This window comes from Thermochromatium tepidum ATCC 43061, from assembly GCF_009664085.1.
In the GTDB taxonomy this organism is placed as follows: domain Bacteria; phylum Pseudomonadota; class Gammaproteobacteria; order Chromatiales; family Chromatiaceae; genus Thermochromatium; species Thermochromatium tepidum.
This window is the reverse complement of sequence record NZ_CP039268.1, coordinates 185,822-200,204: the sequence shown is the minus strand read 5'-3', so window position 1 is coordinate 200,204 and position 14,383 is coordinate 185,822. Positions and strand designations below refer to the sequence as shown.

16 protein-coding genes are annotated in these 14,383 nt (G+C 62.5%); 4 read left to right on the top strand and 12 right to left on the bottom strand.

From position 1 onward, the window contains the following. Positions 1–21: 21 nt before the first annotated feature. From glgX to E6P07_RS00915, 5 genes are all read right to left on the bottom strand, one after another. Positions 22–2,148 carry a glycogen debranching protein GlgX gene (gene glgX / locus E6P07_RS00935; protein ID WP_153973883.1) on the bottom strand — a complete coding sequence of 709 codons (2,127 nt, stop codon included), beginning with the start codon at positions 2,146–2,148 and terminating at the stop codon, positions 22–24. 82 nt (positions 2,149–2,230) lie between these two features. Then, the gene (locus E6P07_RS00930) at positions 2,231–3,373 is read right to left on the bottom strand and encodes an MFS transporter (RefSeq protein ID WP_153973882.1); all 1,143 of its coding nucleotides are present in this window, start codon (positions 3,371–3,373) and stop codon (positions 2,231–2,233) included. A 63-nt stretch (positions 3,374–3,436) separates the two neighbouring features. Next, positions 3,437–4,546 carry a chorismate synthase gene (gene aroC, locus E6P07_RS00925; RefSeq protein WP_153973881.1) on the bottom strand — a complete coding sequence of 370 codons (1,110 nt, stop codon included), beginning with the start codon at positions 4,544–4,546 and terminating at the stop codon, positions 3,437–3,439. 3 nt (positions 4,547–4,549) lie between these two features. After that, positions 4,550–5,893 (bottom strand): TolC family outer membrane protein, encoded by a 1,344-nt coding sequence (locus E6P07_RS00920; RefSeq protein WP_153973880.1) that lies wholly within the window; start codon positions 5,891–5,893, stop codon positions 4,550–4,552. A gap of 114 nt (positions 5,894–6,007) precedes the next feature. Then, entirely contained in the window at positions 6,008–6,958 is a 951-nt protein-coding gene (locus tag E6P07_RS00915) for an adenylate/guanylate cyclase domain-containing protein (RefSeq protein WP_153973879.1), read from the bottom strand. 100 nt (positions 6,959–7,058) lie between these two features. On the opposite strand from E6P07_RS00915, the gene E6P07_RS00910 reads away from it, so the two are divergent. Beyond that, on the top strand, positions 7,059–7,475 hold the full coding sequence (locus tag E6P07_RS00910; RefSeq protein ID WP_153973878.1) for a hypothetical protein: 417 nt from the start codon (positions 7,059–7,061) through the stop codon (positions 7,473–7,475). Between the two features lie 130 nt (positions 7,476–7,605). Next, a complete protein-coding gene (locus E6P07_RS00905) occupies positions 7,606–8,415 on the top strand; it encodes a sirohydrochlorin chelatase (RefSeq protein WP_153973877.1) in 810 nt (269 codons plus the stop codon). Positions 8,416–8,418: 3 nt separating this feature from the next. Here the strand turns inward: E6P07_RS00905 and E6P07_RS00900 are convergent, their stop codons facing one another. Together E6P07_RS00900 and E6P07_RS00895 are read right to left on the bottom strand one after the other, a co-directional pair. Beyond that, entirely contained in the window at positions 8,419–9,387 is a 969-nt protein-coding gene (locus tag E6P07_RS00900; RefSeq protein WP_153973876.1) for a Gfo/Idh/MocA family protein, read from the bottom strand. Positions 9,388–9,442: 55 nt separating this feature from the next. After that, on the bottom strand, positions 9,443–9,613 hold the full coding sequence (locus tag E6P07_RS00895; RefSeq protein WP_153973875.1) for a hypothetical protein: 171 nt from the start codon (positions 9,611–9,613) through the stop codon (positions 9,443–9,445). A gap of 148 nt (positions 9,614–9,761) precedes the next feature. Between E6P07_RS00895 and apaG the strand changes: the two genes are divergently transcribed. Together apaG and E6P07_RS00885 are read left to right on the top strand one after the other, a co-directional pair. Beyond that, a complete protein-coding gene (apaG, locus tag E6P07_RS00890; protein WP_153973874.1) occupies positions 9,762–10,133 on the top strand; it encodes a Co2+/Mg2+ efflux protein ApaG in 372 nt (123 codons plus the stop codon). Between the two features lie 6 nt (positions 10,134–10,139). Then, positions 10,140–10,976 carry a symmetrical bis(5'-nucleosyl)-tetraphosphatase gene (locus E6P07_RS00885; protein WP_153973873.1) on the top strand — a complete coding sequence of 279 codons (837 nt, stop codon included), beginning with the start codon at positions 10,140–10,142 and terminating at the stop codon, positions 10,974–10,976. Here E6P07_RS00885 and E6P07_RS00880 read toward each other — a convergent pair. The 5 genes from E6P07_RS00880 to E6P07_RS00865 all read right to left on the bottom strand — a co-directional run bounded on the left by E6P07_RS00880 (position 10,894) and on the right by E6P07_RS00865 (position 14,338). Next, a complete protein-coding gene (locus E6P07_RS00880) occupies positions 10,894–11,475 on the bottom strand; it encodes a dihydrofolate reductase (RefSeq protein WP_153973872.1) in 582 nt (193 codons plus the stop codon). The genes E6P07_RS00885 and E6P07_RS00880 overlap by 83 nt on opposite strands. A 12-nt stretch (positions 11,476–11,487) precedes the next feature. Further along, positions 11,488–11,850 carry a ribosome silencing factor gene (gene rsfS / locus E6P07_RS00875; RefSeq protein ID WP_153973871.1) on the bottom strand — a complete coding sequence of 121 codons (363 nt, stop codon included), beginning with the start codon at positions 11,848–11,850 and terminating at the stop codon, positions 11,488–11,490. 42 nt (positions 11,851–11,892) lie between these two features. Next, on the bottom strand, positions 11,893–12,549 hold the full coding sequence (gene nadD / locus E6P07_RS00870; protein WP_153973870.1) for a nicotinate-nucleotide adenylyltransferase: 657 nt from the start codon (positions 12,547–12,549) through the stop codon (positions 11,893–11,895). Between the two features lie 76 nt (positions 12,550–12,625). After that, on the bottom strand, positions 12,626–12,784 hold the full coding sequence (locus E6P07_RS13600; protein ID WP_170286775.1) for a hypothetical protein: 159 nt from the start codon (positions 12,782–12,784) through the stop codon (positions 12,626–12,628). A 96-nt stretch (positions 12,785–12,880) separates the two neighbouring features. Then, the gene (locus tag E6P07_RS00865) at positions 12,881–14,338 is read right to left on the bottom strand and encodes an NAD(P)/FAD-dependent oxidoreductase (RefSeq protein WP_153973869.1); all 1,458 of its coding nucleotides are present in this window, start codon (positions 14,336–14,338) and stop codon (positions 12,881–12,883) included. Positions 14,339–14,383 lie beyond the last annotated feature (45 nt).

The window sequence follows — 14,383 nt, the reverse complement described above, 5'->3', positions numbered from 1 at the left end:
CCCAGCGACCAAGCGGCCATCTCACTCGCTTGGCCTCGTATCAAAACGACCGGGCCCAGACCAGCCCTCGAGCACCAGGATACTCCGGGCACGCACGAGGGGGCGTATCTCGCTGACCGGAGACTGATCGGCGGGCGACATCACATCGTTTGGCGCGGGGCGCGCCGTATCCAAGGCCAGATACCAGCGCGCCGGGGCGATCTCGGGCAGGGCGAAACGCAGGGCGCGATCGCTCATATTGATCATGACGTGCAATGGCGCCTCCTCGGCGCAGGTCGGGGCGAGGGTGAAGGCCAGGATCTGGCTCTCGGGGTCATCCCAGCGTGGGGCATTGAGCTCCAGACCATGCCAGGCCACGTCTGGCAGGGTGCCGCCCGGCAGCGGCTGGCCAACAAGAAAGTGACGATGACGCAGATTGGGGTGACGCTTGCGCAATGCGATCAGGCCGCGCGTGAAGCGCAACATGTCCGCGTTGCGATCCAGTAGCGACCAATCGAACCAGCCGATCTCGTTGTCCTGACACCAGGCGTTGTTGTTACCCTGCTGGGAGCGCAGCACCTCGTCGCCAGCGAGCAGCATCGGGATACCTTGGCTCAAGAACAACAATGTCAGGAAGTTTTTGGCCTGACGGCGGCGCAGGTTCAACACCTCGAGGTTCTGGGTCTCGCCCTCGATACCGCAGTTCCAGCTCAGATTGTTGTCGCTGCCGTCGCGGTTGCCCTCGTGATTGGCCAGATTGTGCTTGCGATTGTAGGAGACCAGATCCCAGAGCGTGAAGCCGTCGTGACAGGTCACGAAGTTGATGCTGTTGATCGGCTGGCGCAGATTGGCCTCGTACAGATCGCTGCTCCCTGAGATCCGGGTGGCGATCTCGGGGATTAGACCAAGATCGCCGCGCACGAAGCGTCGGATGCTGTCGCGATAACGCCCGTTCCATTCCATCCAGCGATAGCCGGGAAAGCTGCCGACCTGATAAAGCCCGGCGGCGTCCCAGGCCTCGGCGATGATCTCGGTCTCTGCTAGGGTATCGGAGAGCTCGATCCCCCAAAGCACCGGCGGGTTGGCCAGGGGGCGTCCGTCGGAGTCGCGCGCCAGGGCGCTGGCCAGGTCGAAGCGGAAGCCATCGACGTGCATCTCGCGCACCCAGTATTCGAGCGCATCGAGGATGAAGTGGGTCACCAGCGGATGATTGGCGTTGACCGTATTGCCGCAGCCGGTGAAATCGAGATAGATCCCCTTGTCGATGGTATCCAGACAGTAGAAGGTCTCATTGCCGAAGCCCTTGAAATTGAGTATGGGACCGCCCGCCCCGCCCTCACAGGTGTGGTTGAAGACCACATCCAGGATGACCCCGATCCCGGCACGGTGCAGCGCCTTGACCATGTCGCGGAACTCACGGCGGTGCGTGCCTCGTTCGGGTGTGACGCAAAAGCCCGGATGCGGCGAGAAGAACCCGAGAGTGCTATAGCCCCAGAAATTGCGTAGACCCGCCTTCCAGACCTCCTCGGGGACGTCCTGCTCATCGAAGGCCATGACCGGCATGAGCTCGACATGGGTGATGCCGAGTTCCTTGAGATAGGGGATCTTCTCGATCAGACCGAGAAAGGTGCCCGGATGCCGGACACCCGAGCTGGGATGGCGGGTAAAGCCACCGACATGGAGCTCATAGATGATCATCTGCTCGCTCGGCAGATGGAGGGGGGTATCGCCCTCCCAGTCGTATTCCTCGGCGAGTACGATGGCGCGCGGTGAGTCATGCGGCTGGACACCTCGGTGCTGGCGCCGCCAGCGGTCCCAGCCGGCAACATTGATGGCGCGCGCCCAGGGATCGACCAGCTCGATGTTCGGATCGAAGCGCCAACCATGACCGTGCGGATCGTTCGGTCCCTCGAGGCGCCAGGTGTAATGGGTGCCAGGCAGTAGACCCTGGACCAGTACATGCCAAGAGAAAAAGGTGTGATTGGTACGCGGGTCGAGCCGGATGATCTGAAACGGCTCCGGACTGGTCGCCGACTCATAGAGCAACAGCTCGGCCCCGGTGGCGTGCCGGCTGTAGACGGAGAAGTTGACGCCCGCGTCCTCGACGGTCGCGCCGGGCGGATAGCGTCGTCCCGGCAGGACAGGATAGGGGGCGTTTGAGGCTGGCATGGAGGCGGGCGCTTTGCAGGGATGTCTATCCGCCTCATCATAACATGCGGCCCGCCATTGCCGAGGAGCGGATGACCACGGCTCAATGTCGATACAGCTCACCGCGCATCCAGCGCCAGGCAACGAACCAACCCGAGACCGCCAAGATGGCAGCCATTCCAAAGGTGAAGGACGCTCCTGCATCGGTCCACAGCAGCCCTCCGATCAGATTTCCGACCGCCCCGCCGGCCCCGAAACTGACACTGTTGTAGAGTGCTTGGCCGCGCCCCTGGGTACGGCCAGGAAAGACATGATGGACCAGGTGGATCGCTGAGACATGAAAGGTACCGAAGGTCGCCGCATGCAGCCACTGCGCGGCAAACAGCACCGCCGGACGATCAACGCAGAACCCGATCAGGATCCAGCGTACCCCGCCCAGCGCCAGACTCCAGAGCAGGACGCGCCGCGCGCCGAAGCGCTCCAGTAGGCGATGCATGACCAAAAAGATCAGCACCTCGGCGATGACGCCTAGCGCCCACAGATGGCCGATGGCGACACTCAAATAACCGGCTGACTCCAGGTGGATGGAATAGAAGGCATAGTAGATACCGTGGCTCGCCTGCATCAGAAAACAGGCACCGAGAAAGGCCAGGACGCTCGGCTGACGCAGCCGCGCGCATAAGGATACCGGGGACAGCCCGTCATGCTCGGGCGCGCTATCCGGTACCAGGAAGGTCGTCACACAGATCCCGACCGTCAACAGCAGAACCCAGACCGGAACTTGGGAGAGCGTCCCCCGCTCCAGGGCCGCTCCCAGGGCCACCACCACCAGAATGAACCCCACCGATCCCCAGATCCGCACCCGGGCATACTGGGTCGAACGCCCGCGCAGATGGTTGAAGGTCAGGGCCTCCATCTGCGGCAGCGAGGCGTTCCAGAAGAAGCTGAACAGCAACAGGGTCAGGGCCATGCCCCAGAAGCCATCCGTAACATAGAGGGTTGCAAAGCCAAGCACCGCCAGCAGCGAACCAAGCCGGACCACCTGAAGGCGATGGCCTCTATGATCAACGATATGGCCCCAGATGAAGGGGGCGACGATCTTGGTACCGGTGAGGATCGCCATCAGCCCCCCGATGGCGAGTGGATCGAACCCGGCGTCCTGGAGATAGAGTCCCCAATAGGGCACGAGCGCCCCGAGCGAGGCGAAATAAAACAGGTAATAGCTCGACAAGCGCCAGTACGGCATGGGCGGCTCGCGCTGAGACCCCAGCCCCACCCTCAGGGCGGGATCGCCCGGAGTCAGAATGGATCAGGATCCAGGACGCCGTTCAGCCGGGATCGGTGGCAGCGGAGGTACGACCTCGGCGTTTTGCCCGCGATGACGCAGATAGTGATCCATGAGCACCAGCGCCAGCATGGCCTCGGCGATGGGCGTGGCGCGGATGCCGACACAGGGATCATGCCGCCCCTTGGTGACGACCTCGACCGGGGCACCACGGCGGTCGATGCTTTGCCCAGGCAGCCGGATACTGGAAGTCGGCTTGAGTGCGATCCGGGCGACGATGTCTTGCCCCGTGGAGATGCCGCCGAGGATGCCGCCGGCGTTGTTGGAGAGAAAGCCCTCGGGCGTCATGAGATCGCGGTGTTCGGTACCCCTTTGTTCGATAGAGGCAAAACCGGCGCCGATCTCCACGCCCTTGACGGCGTTGATGCCCATGAGCGCATGGGCGATCGCCGCATCCAGACGGTCGAAGACCGGCTCGCCGAGTCCGGTCGGTACGCCTGAGGCGACCAGGGTCACGGCCGCGCCGATCGAGTCGCCCGATTTGCGTAGCGCGTCCATGTAGGCCTCAAGCTCGGGCACCGTCTCGGCACAGGGCCAGAAGAAGGGATTCTGCTCGACCTGATCCCAGTCGAAGCCACGCGGACGCAGCGGACCGAGCTGCGAGAGATAACCGCGAATCCGGACGCCTAGGCGCTCGGCCAGATATTTCTTGGCGATGGCTCCGGCGGCGACCCGGATCGCGGTCTCGCGCGCCGAGGAGCGCCCGCCGCCGCGGTAGTCGCGCACGCCATATTTCTGCTCGTAGCTGTAATCGGCATGTCCCGGACGATAGCGTTCGGCAATCTCGGAATAGTCGTGCGAGCGCTGATCCTCGTTGTGGATCAGGAGCCCGATCGGCGTGCCCGTGGTGCGGCCCTCGAAGACGCCAGAGAGGATCTCCACCCGATCGGACTCGCGTCTTTGGGTGGTGTGACGTGACTGCCCCGGCTTACGCCGGTCGAGATCGTGCTGCAGGTCGGCGACCGAGAGCTCCAGACCGGGCGGGCAACCGTCGACGATGCCGCCGAGCGCCGGACCATGACTCTCGCCAAAGGTCGTGACGACGAAGTTTTTACCGAAGCTGTTACCGGACATGATTTAGTAAGCCGGCGGTGGGACTGTGTCGTTGGGGTTGAGCCAGGCATTGCCCTTGGCCAGCACCTCACGGGTCAGGGTACTGGTGGCCTGATGGAGTTTGATGCCGTTGAGGATGTAATCATAGCGTGCACTCATATAGTCAAACTCGGCCTGGAACAGGCTGCGCTGGGCGTTGAGCACATCGACCTGGGTGCGGGTGCCGACCTCGAGCCCGGCCTGGGTCGATTCGAGTGCCGAGCGCGCCGAGACGATGGCCGCCTGACGTGCCCTGACGTCCTCGATGCTGGAGAGGATGCCGCGGAAGGCATCCTTGGTCTGCTGGTCGACCTGACGGCGCACCTGGTCGAGCCGGTCCTGGGCGGCGCGGTACTTGTAGCCGGCCTCGCGGGTCTTGGAGGTGACGCTGCCACCCTCGAAGAGCGGGACGGTCAGCGACAGCCCGACAAATCCGGTCTCGGAGTCGGTTCCGTAGTATTGGGCATTCGAGCGCGAGATATCATAGCCCGCCTGCAACTCGAGCTTGGGCAAATGGCCCGAGCGCTCGATCTCGATGGCGGCCCTGGCGGCGTTGACGGACTCGATCGCCGCCAGGATGCTGTAGTTGGAGCTGAGGGCGGTGCTGGCCCAGGCCTGGAGGTCGTTCGGCTCGGGCGGCGACAGCGGCAGCTTCTCGCCGAGACGCGCCAGGGGCACGCTGATCGGTCCCACGATGGTGCGCAACGCCTCCCAGGCATTGTCGAGCTGATTCTTGGCGCTGATGAGATCGGCGCGCGACTTGTCGTAGGCGGCTTGACTCTCGTTGACGTCAGTGATGGCGACCAGACCGACCTCGAAACGCTGCTTGGCTTGCTCAAGCTGACGTTCGTCGGCGCGTACCAGGGCCTCGCGCACGGTCACGGCATCAGACGCGCGCAGCACGTCGAAATAGGCCTTGGTGGTCCTGACCATGAGGTCGATCTGGGCGCTGCGATACTCGGCCTCGGCCTGGGCGACGACCCTTTCGGCCTTCTGGAGCGTCATCCAGTTGGCGCGGTTAAAAAGGCTCTGGCTGACGACGGCCTGGATCTTCTGGGTGTCATAATGATCACGGCGATCGATACTCGATCCGCCACGCGAATCAAGATCATAGAGATCGGCCTCGCCCTTGAGGCTGAGGCTCGGCAGGAGCAATGAGCGCGCCTGGGGCTTGAACTCGCGCGTGGCAAACAGCGTCTGTTCGGCCTCACGCAGCTTGGGGTCGCTCACCACAGCCCTGTCGTAGATCTGGAGCAGATCCTCGGCTAATGACGGTAGCGGTGATCCGCCCAACGACAAGGCGATCAAGGCCGGAAGAATTCTCCTCATGCTAGGTTTCCTGGCGAACGGGCCGGATGGCCGCAAGATGGGATTTAAGATGGCAGTATAGGGGACAAGCTGCCTTGGTCTCAATTGAGCCGATCGTGGCCGCTGAAGGTTCGCTCAGCTTCCCCACAAGACATGGTCGACATACTGCTTGATCTTGCGGTGTCCAGGCGTATCGATGGTCGTGAACTGGAGGTTGGTCCGAAACCCATTCTTGTTTGGCGAGGAACGCAGCACGCGGGCATAGACCTCGAGTGGACCTTCCAGGCCAAATTCGGGCGCAAGCGACATCAAGACCTCCGAATACGGCGGCAGGGCGATGGGCAGATCCACGCACAACCCGAAATACCCCATGTCATTGATCTGACCGACGAAACGCTCGGGTAGGATCCGCTTGTCATCGACACGCTGGAAGACGGCCGGAAAATCGACCAGGATGCGCGGCGTCTTGCGGATCTCGATGGTGGGAACGCGCAGCAGGCGCGGCTCCCTCACGGCCTTGAGTTCGTAGAGCATCACAGGGGTGGAGCGCCCCTTGACCTGGACCTCATTGACGCTGCCGACCTGGATGGCATGGGCGGCGGCACGAAAGGTCGCTTCACTCAGCAGGATCTGGCCGCGCAGCGCATAGCCCTCGATGCGCGAGGCCAGATTCACCGGGTTGCCGATGACCGTATACTCGTTATGGACATCCGATCCGAAACACCCGGCCATGACATCGCCCGTGCTCAACGCAATGCCGGCATAGAGGCGCGGTTCGCCGTTGGCCTCGTTTTGACGGTTGAGATCGATCATGCCCAGCTGCATCTCGACGGCACAGTTCAGGGCCCGGATCAGATCGTCTGGGCGGCGTGTCGGTACGCCGAAGACCGCCATGATCGCGTCGCCCATGAGCTTGTCGATCAGACCTCCATGTCGATCCACAATCGAGGCCATGAGCCCGAAGAATCGATTGAGCAGATCGACCATGACCATCGGTGCAACCGAATCCATCAGGGTCGAGAAGCCGCGCAAATCGGCGATGAGGATGGTGGCCTGGGTGCCGACGACAGGATGGGATTTGTGCATATCGAGATCCATAATTGACGATTTTCATAGGTTTTGCAGTGTGCTGGTTCCATGCTGATAAATGGATTCCCGATCAACTCTGCCAAGAGCATACCCATCCATGGACCGTTTTACACGTAACTACAGCCTGCTGCTCGGTGCCGTCCTAATCGCCGCCCTCTTCTTCTGGGTCAAGTCGACCTGGAGGCCCGATGTCTGGAAACTCGACGAGGTTCTGACCTCGGACGCCAAGCTTGCCGAGTACCCTTATCAATTCCGCGTGCGTGACTTCCGGAATGGCGTGGCCGTGATCTCGACCCCGCGTTCACCCGACTTCCCCGCCTACAGCTTCCTCCAGGTCATCCATCCCAAACTGGCGGGCAAGGCACAAGACGACCCGGAGATGATCGCGGCCCAACAGGATCTCATCGATCATCAAAAGCGCGCCATGGGTCTGATACTCGCCCAACCGGGCGTAAAGGGCGTCGACTGGGAGCTCGACGTCAAATGGCTGGCCGAACATGGTATTCATCGCTGACAAATCCCACTACAGGGCTTGCCGAGCTAACGCCTAATCGAAACGGGCTCGAAGTGCGCCCTCAGGCCTCGAAGGACCATCATGACAACCAGCAATCAAGATCCAAGGCCACCCGCCAATCCGTCGGACCATGCGCACGATCCTGCTGGTTGACAATGGTTCGAGCCGCCCAGATTCGACGCTGAACCTGCGCCGGATCGCCGAGCGACTCGCCGAGCGCGTCGGTGAGCCGATCCGACCCGTCTCGCTGCTGCATGCCGATCGTGTGCCAGCCGGACGGCTCAATGGACGCCCGGCCGAGCTCCTAGCGCCCACACTCAAACGTCTGGTCGGCGCGGGCGTGCGCAATCTGCGTCTCGTACCGCTCTTTTTTGGCCCCAGTCGGGCGCTGACCCAGTTCGTTCCGGAACTGGCCGCCGAGGTCGCCGCCGAACTCGGGCCTTTCCGGCTGGAGGTTGCACCCGGACTCTGTCCACTACCCGAGGGAGAACCGCGTCTGGTCCAGATACTGGCCGACAACCTCAGCATCGCCGCAACGCGCGCCGCCATCGAACCAAGGCGCGTCGTGCTGGTGGATCATGGCTCGCCGATCCCCGAGGTCACGGCGGTGCGTCGCTGGCTGGCGCTCAAGCTCGTTGAGCGACTCGGTCCGGACGTGCGGCTGGAGGAGGCGGTGATGGAGCGCCGTCCCGGGTCTGAGTACGATTTCAACGGTCCATTGCTCGAGGACGTGCTGATCCATTTGGCCGAGACGGATCAGTCCACACCGATCCTGCTCTCGATGCTCTTCCTCTCCGCGGGCCGACACGCCGGACCAGATGGCGACATCGCCCGGATCCGGGCCGGCATCGAAGCGCGCTTTCCTCGTCTGCAAATCCAGGTTGCGCCACTGGTCGGCGAGCATCCCGGACTGATCGAGATCCTGGCCGACCGTCTCTGAGGACTAAAAGGCACGCAGACCGGAGACGGCGATGCGATCGCGCACCTCCAAGGCCACCTCGAGCGCCCTAAGCCCCGTCTGACCATCGACCAGTGGCCGCCCACCCTCGCGGACCACGCGCACGAACTCGGCCAGTTCGAGATCCAGCGGTTTGATGGGATCGATCTGAAGCCGCGCGCGCACGATCTCGGGGCGTGTGCTCCCCGAGACCGAACGCGGCTCGGCCAGGTCAAGGGTCTGCTTGACGAAATCCAGCGAAAGATAGCGTCCAGACTGGAAGACCCGGATACGTCGCGTCGTCTGATCCGAAACCCGGCTGGCGACCACATTGGCAACCGCGCCATTGTCGAACTCTAGACGAGCATTGGCGATGTCGACATGCTCGGTGAGGATCGAGGCGCCGACGGCCGAGATATGCCGGATCTCGGACTCGACCAGCGACAAGATGATGTCGAGATCGTGGATCATCAGATCTGAGACCACGTCCACATCGGTGGCACGCTCGACGAAGCCACCCATGCGTTGGGCCTCGATATAGCGCGGATCATGGATGCGACTGGCCAGGGCCATGACGCCAGCGTTGAAGCGTTCGACATGGCCGATCTGGAGGATGGCACCGTGCCGCTGGGCCAGACGCACGATCTCAACGCCCTCCGCGCGCGTGGCGGCAATGGGTTTTTCGAGCAGCACAGGGATACCACGCTCGAGAAAGGGCGCGGCGGCGGTCAGGTGCGCGGTTGTGGGGACCACAACACTGACGGCATCGACTCGGTCGAGCAGTGCGTCACTGTTCACATGGGCCGCGCAACCGACCTCGGCGGCGACCGAGACCGCGCGCTCGGCGTCGCTGTCGACGACGCCGACGAGCTCCACCTCGGGCAGACGCGAATAGATGAGTGCGTGGAAGCGGCCCAGATAGCCGACGCCGATCACGGCGACCTTCAATTTAGCGCCCTGGTGATCGCGTGACATTGAACTGATCCAAAAGACCTGGCCGTTCCGTCTGGAACAGACGCGCGCGTGGCGATCAGCCGCCGATGGCGAGGGTTTCTGAGGATTGAACCGCGACCTCACCGCGATCGTCCGGCACACAGACGATCAGCTGATAGCTGATGGTGGCGCACAGACCCACGATGACGAAGAACATCAACACAATGAGCGGATCAGGCCGGCGATGAAGCCGCTTCCTGTAGATCATCCAACTGCCCCTGAAGCGCAAGGTTTAAATTTTCGGCGATATTCTACAAGCATCTCAAAATGCGACAAGATTGCCGGTCGGATGGACTCCAGCATGCGCCGAACCGGTATATCATGCGTCGATCCAGCCCCTCATCCAGGAGACCACCTTGAGCGACTATCTCATTGCGATCTCGGCCCAGAGTCAGTATCAACCCGATCAATCCTCACCGGAAGAGCAGCGTTACGTTTTTGCTTACACCATCACGATCGAGAACCGCGGCACCCGATCGGCGCGACTGCTCGACCGGTATTGGTTGATTACGGATGCCAATGGCCGGGTGCAGGAGGTGCGTGGCCAGGGTGTGGTCGGCGAACAGCCCCATCTGCGTCCGGGCGAGGCGTTCCGCTATACCAGCGGCGCTGTGCTCAGCACGCCGCTCGGCAGCATGCGGGGATACTATGGAATGATCGGAGACGACGGTACGCGCTTCGAGGCAAGCATTCCGGTCTTTTCACTGATCTCGACCCGGCTGCACTGAGTGGGCATGACCACCTATGCCATCGGTGACATCCAGGGATGCCATGCCGAGTTGGAGCGCTTGCTCGAACGTCTCGCCTTCGATCCGGCCCAAGATCGGCTGTGGTTTGCCGGAGACCTTGTCAATCGCGGACCCAAGTCGCTGGCGGTGCTGCGCCTGGTGCGCGCGCTTGGCGACTCGGCCATCGTGGTGTTGGGCAATCACGACCTGCATCTGCTGGCCTTAGCCGTCGGCAACCCCAAACACTCCAAAAAAAGCACCCTGGGCGCCATCCTGCGTGCCCTGGATCGCGACGAGCTGCTCGACTGGCTGAGGCATCGTCCGCTCCTGCACCACGACCCGAGGTTGCGCCTGACGCTCGTCCATGCTGGAGTGCCGCCGCAATGGGACCTGGCCGAAGCCCAGGAGCGGGCGCGCGAACTCGAAGACACCTTGCGTTCCGATGACTATCCCGAGTTCATGCAGGCCGTCTACGGCAATGAGCCGGCACGCTGGTCGCCTGATCTCACTGGGATCGAACGGTTGCGCTTCATCACCAATGCCCTGACGCGGATCCGTTTTTGCGCCGCCGACGGCACCCTGGCGCTCGAGGAAAAGGGCGAGATCGGCAGCCAGTCACCGGGACTCTGGCCCTGGTTTGAGGTTCCGGGCCGGCGCACCCGCCATGACCGCCTCGTCTTCGGCCACTGGTCGACGCTCGGCTACTGGAGCCATGACAACGTCTGGGCGATCGATAGCGGGTGCGTCTGGGGCGGCGCGCTTACGGCGCTCCGCCTCGATCCCGAGCCATTGGAACCGATCCAGATCCCCTGCCCGGGCTATCTGAAGCCAGGTCTGGATTGACCCTCGAGCGGCGGACCAGATCGACGAAGGTCATGTCGAAGCGGTTGTATTCATCGGCTGGGCGCTGGAGGCGCGCGACCTCCTGCCACTCGCCCGGATCCCAGGCTGGGAACCTGGCATCGCCCGCGACCCGGGTCTGCACGATCGTCAGATGAAGTCGATCGGCCAGCGGTAGCGACTGCGCATAGATCGAGGCGCCCCCGATGATCATCAGCTCTGGTTCGGCGACCGCGGCGATGGCCGCCTCCAGTGAGCCGAAGACCTCGCACCCCGGGGCGCTGTAGCCTGGGTCGCGTGAGAGGATCAGATGCCGCCGACGCGGCAGCCGACCTGGCAGAGATTCCCAGGTCTTGCGCCCCATCAGGATGGGTTTATCCAACGTCAGCGCCTTGAAGTGTGCCAGATCCGCAGGTAGGTGCCAGGGCAGCGCATTGTCGCGCCCGATGGTGCACTCCAGGTCCATCGCCGCCACCAGGGCGATGAGCGGTGCAGTCGGCATGGATGACTGGACTCAGAACGAGGCGGCTGTCAGCTGCAGCCTGGGGGCGGACGGCGGGACCGACCAGAGACGCTCGAGGTTGTAGAAGTCGCGTACCTTGGGGAGCATGACATGGACCACGACCCCATTGAGATCGACCAGCGCCCATTCACCCTCGGCCAGGCCCTCGGTGCCGAGCGGGATCTCACCCGCGTCCTTGGCGCGGAAGGTGACGGTCTCGGCAATGGCCTTGACATGGCGGTCCGAAGTACCGGAGGCGATGATCATGAAATCGGTCACGACAGTCTTGCCACGCACGTCTAGCACCTGGATGTCGCGGGCCTTCATGTCGTCGAGTGTGTCGAGAATCAGTTGTTTGAGTTGATCGATCTGCATGGAGTCCTCTGTATTCGGGAATACGGGAAGTCTTACGGTGTCCTAAACGTTCGCAGGCCGTGGTTGGGATGGCGCATAGAGCCGTTGACGCTCAATGTAGTCGAGCACGGCATCGGGGAGTAGATAGCGCGCACTGCGCCCCTGGGCGATGAGTTCGCGGATCTGTGTCGATGAGATGTCAAGCTGGGTCAGGGTCAGGAACAGGATGCGTCCGCTCGGCTGGGCCGCCAGACAGCGCGGCTCTTTGCAGACCCGTTCCAAATAAAGCCGACGCAGGACGGGGCTGGCCACTGGATCATATCCAGGCCGACGCATGACCACCAGATGCGCCAGATCCAGGATCTCCAGCGGACGATGCCAGTCGAGGAACCCAGCATAGGCATCGGCGCCGATCAGTAGACACAGTGGGCGCGCGGGGCCAAACTCGTCCCGCAGCGAGCGCAGGGTGTCCAGTGTATAGGATGGCGCGTCGCGATGCAGCTCACGGCGATCGAGCACGAAGCCCGGTACATCGGCCAGTGCGGTCTCCAGCATCGCTAGCCGCTGCTCGACGCTCGCCAACGGCGGCGCCCGATGGACCGCGATCCGCAGTGGAATGAAGCGAACCTGATCGAGCGCGAGCACCTGGAGGCAGTCCAGGGCCGCGCGTAGATGTCCGAAATGGATGGGATCGAAGGTGCCGCCGAAGACGCCGATCACGCGCGCCCCCGGATCCTTGACGGCAGCGGCGTCGCCCGACCCGAACCGAGGTGCCTGACACCCCACCGATCGGCCATCAGTTGTGCGACTTCATCAACAGCTTGAAGATCTTGAAGTTGATGATCCAGAAGCGAATGAATTGCCACGGAATGGAACGGCGCATATAGCGCGTGAAACCAGTCGGGACCGGTGGGTAATAGGCTTGCTGATAGGGTTCTTTGTTCTTGGTCGGCATATCGTGGTCTCAAATTCGTACAGGGATATCGCCTTCAGTGGAAATCTCGGTGCTCTGCCCCTTCCACGCATCGGCGGCATAGAGCCGTCGTCGACCTCAGTCGGGCAACACCGACCAACCCGGACGCAGCTTGGCCTGATAGATAAAGACGTGATGCAGGATGTACTTCATCCAGTGTCCGGCCAGTCCGATCTCACCGAAGGTGAGACTCATGTCCCGCCCGTACTCGGGGTAAGTCTCGTAGTCGGGTACCACAGGGAAGACGGTCATGGTCGCCGCTGAACCCTTAAAGAGGTCCATACCGGTCGAGGCCACGCAGGCCGCGCCGATCTCAGCCATCGAGGCCGTGTGCGAGAACCTGGTCGCCCCCCGGAGCAGATCGCGGATGTTGGCGGCCACCGCCTTACCGATCGCGGCCGAGGGCATGCCGGTCCGCGGCGGGGTCGGGCTGATCTGGAGACCGCTCGGGCTCTTCATCACCTTGCTGATCGGATGCGGTGGGGCAAAGGCGATACCGATGGCAAAGATATTCTCGTAGTTTGGGGTCTGATAGGTCTTCGGCCAATCGGCCTTGCTCCAGTCCTCAAACGGCTTGGGCGTGTAGTCGGCGTCGACCTTCATGAAGCCGTTGGGTGCAAAGAGCTTTTCGGTGATATCGGTCCCGGACTTGTCATAGGCCTTGAGTCCGACACCCGAGAAAGGCGGGATGAGCATGGAGAAATCGAACTCCAGCTCGTGTTGACTGCCGTCGAGTAGCTCGTAATGAAGCTTGCCCGGCTCGACCTTGGTCACGGCCGCGCGCGTGATCCATTCGACCCCGCGTTCGACCATCAGCGACTCGGCAAAGACCTTGCCGCTGATGATATAACCGTTCCGGATGGTGTGCACGCCGCCCATGCCGAAATCGCCGAGCTCGTACTCGTTGCTGATCCAGATCAGACGGGCCTGGTTGCGGACGCCGGCCTTCCTCAAGGCGTGATCGACATTATAGATATACTCGAAGGCCGCACCCTGACAGGTGCACATCCCATGCCCGGTCCCGATGACGAAGGTCCGGGTGGCGCCGGCCTTCATGGCCGAGATGCACTCCTGCAAGAGCATATTGGCCTTGAGCGCATGCTCTGGGGTACAGACCGACATGGTGTACCCCTCTTCCGGCCCGAGCCCCGGTGTGGCGCCGAAATTGAGCTTGGGTCCGGTGGCATTGATCAGATAGTCATACTCGATCTCGGCCTTGTCGCCCTCGCGTCCAGGTAGGGTGTATTCGACCGTCACGAATGGCTTGTCGTGTCCGGAGCCGCCCTCGGGATGGATGGAGAGCGCGCGCGCCTGATGGAAGGCGACATTGACCTTCTTATAGACCGGGGCCAGCTCGAAGGTGACCTGTTGTTCGGTCATCTCGCCGACCCCGACCCAGATGTTCGAAGGGATCCAGTTCCACTTGGGCTTAGGCGAGACGACGATCACCTCGTGCTGCTTGCCAACCCATTTACCCAGATAACGGGCGGCCGTATGACCCGAGATGCCCGCACCGAGAATCACGATACGCGCCATTGGAGAGACTCCTCGATCCTAATTGATGGATTGAAAACTTCCGAT

What these genes read in the sequence shown, in the direction of transcription:
- glgX (WP_153973883.1), bottom strand. Translation starts at nt 2,148, where the DNA reads ATGCCAGCCTCAAACGCCCCCTATCCTGTCCTGCCGGGACGACGCTAT.
- E6P07_RS00930 (WP_153973882.1), bottom strand. Translation starts at nt 3,373, where the DNA reads ATGCCGTACTGGCGCTTGTCGAGCTATTACCTGTTTTATTTCGCCTCG.
- aroC (WP_153973881.1), bottom strand. Translation starts at nt 4,546, where the DNA reads ATGTCCGGTAACAGCTTCGGTAAAAACTTCGTCGTCACGACCTTTGGC.
- E6P07_RS00920 (WP_153973880.1), bottom strand. Translation starts at nt 5,893, where the DNA reads ATGAGGAGAATTCTTCCGGCCTTGATCGCCTTGTCGTTGGGCGGATCA.
- E6P07_RS00915 (WP_153973879.1), bottom strand. Translation starts at nt 6,958, where the DNA reads ATGCACAAATCCCATCCTGTCGTCGGCACCCAGGCCACCATCCTCATC.
- E6P07_RS00910 (WP_153973878.1), top strand. Translation starts at nt 7,059, where the DNA reads ATGGACCGTTTTACACGTAACTACAGCCTGCTGCTCGGTGCCGTCCTA.
- E6P07_RS00905 (WP_153973877.1), top strand. Translation starts at nt 7,606, where the DNA reads ATGCGCACGATCCTGCTGGTTGACAATGGTTCGAGCCGCCCAGATTCG.
- E6P07_RS00900 (WP_153973876.1), bottom strand. Translation starts at nt 9,387, where the DNA reads ATGTCACGCGATCACCAGGGCGCTAAATTGAAGGTCGCCGTGATCGGC.
- E6P07_RS00895 (WP_153973875.1), bottom strand. Translation starts at nt 9,613, where the DNA reads ATGATCTACAGGAAGCGGCTTCATCGCCGGCCTGATCCGCTCATTGTG.
- E6P07_RS00885 (WP_153973873.1), top strand. Translation starts at nt 10,140, where the DNA reads ATGACCACCTATGCCATCGGTGACATCCAGGGATGCCATGCCGAGTTG.
- E6P07_RS00880 (WP_153973872.1), bottom strand. Translation starts at nt 11,475, where the DNA reads ATGCCGACTGCACCGCTCATCGCCCTGGTGGCGGCGATGGACCTGGAG.
- rsfS (WP_153973871.1), bottom strand. Translation starts at nt 11,850, where the DNA reads ATGCAGATCGATCAACTCAAACAACTGATTCTCGACACACTCGACGAC.
- E6P07_RS13600 (WP_170286775.1), bottom strand. Translation starts at nt 12,784, where the DNA reads ATGCCGACCAAGAACAAAGAACCCTATCAGCAAGCCTATTACCCACCG.
- E6P07_RS00865 (WP_153973869.1), bottom strand. Translation starts at nt 14,338, where the DNA reads ATGGCGCGTATCGTGATTCTCGGTGCGGGCATCTCGGGTCATACGGCC.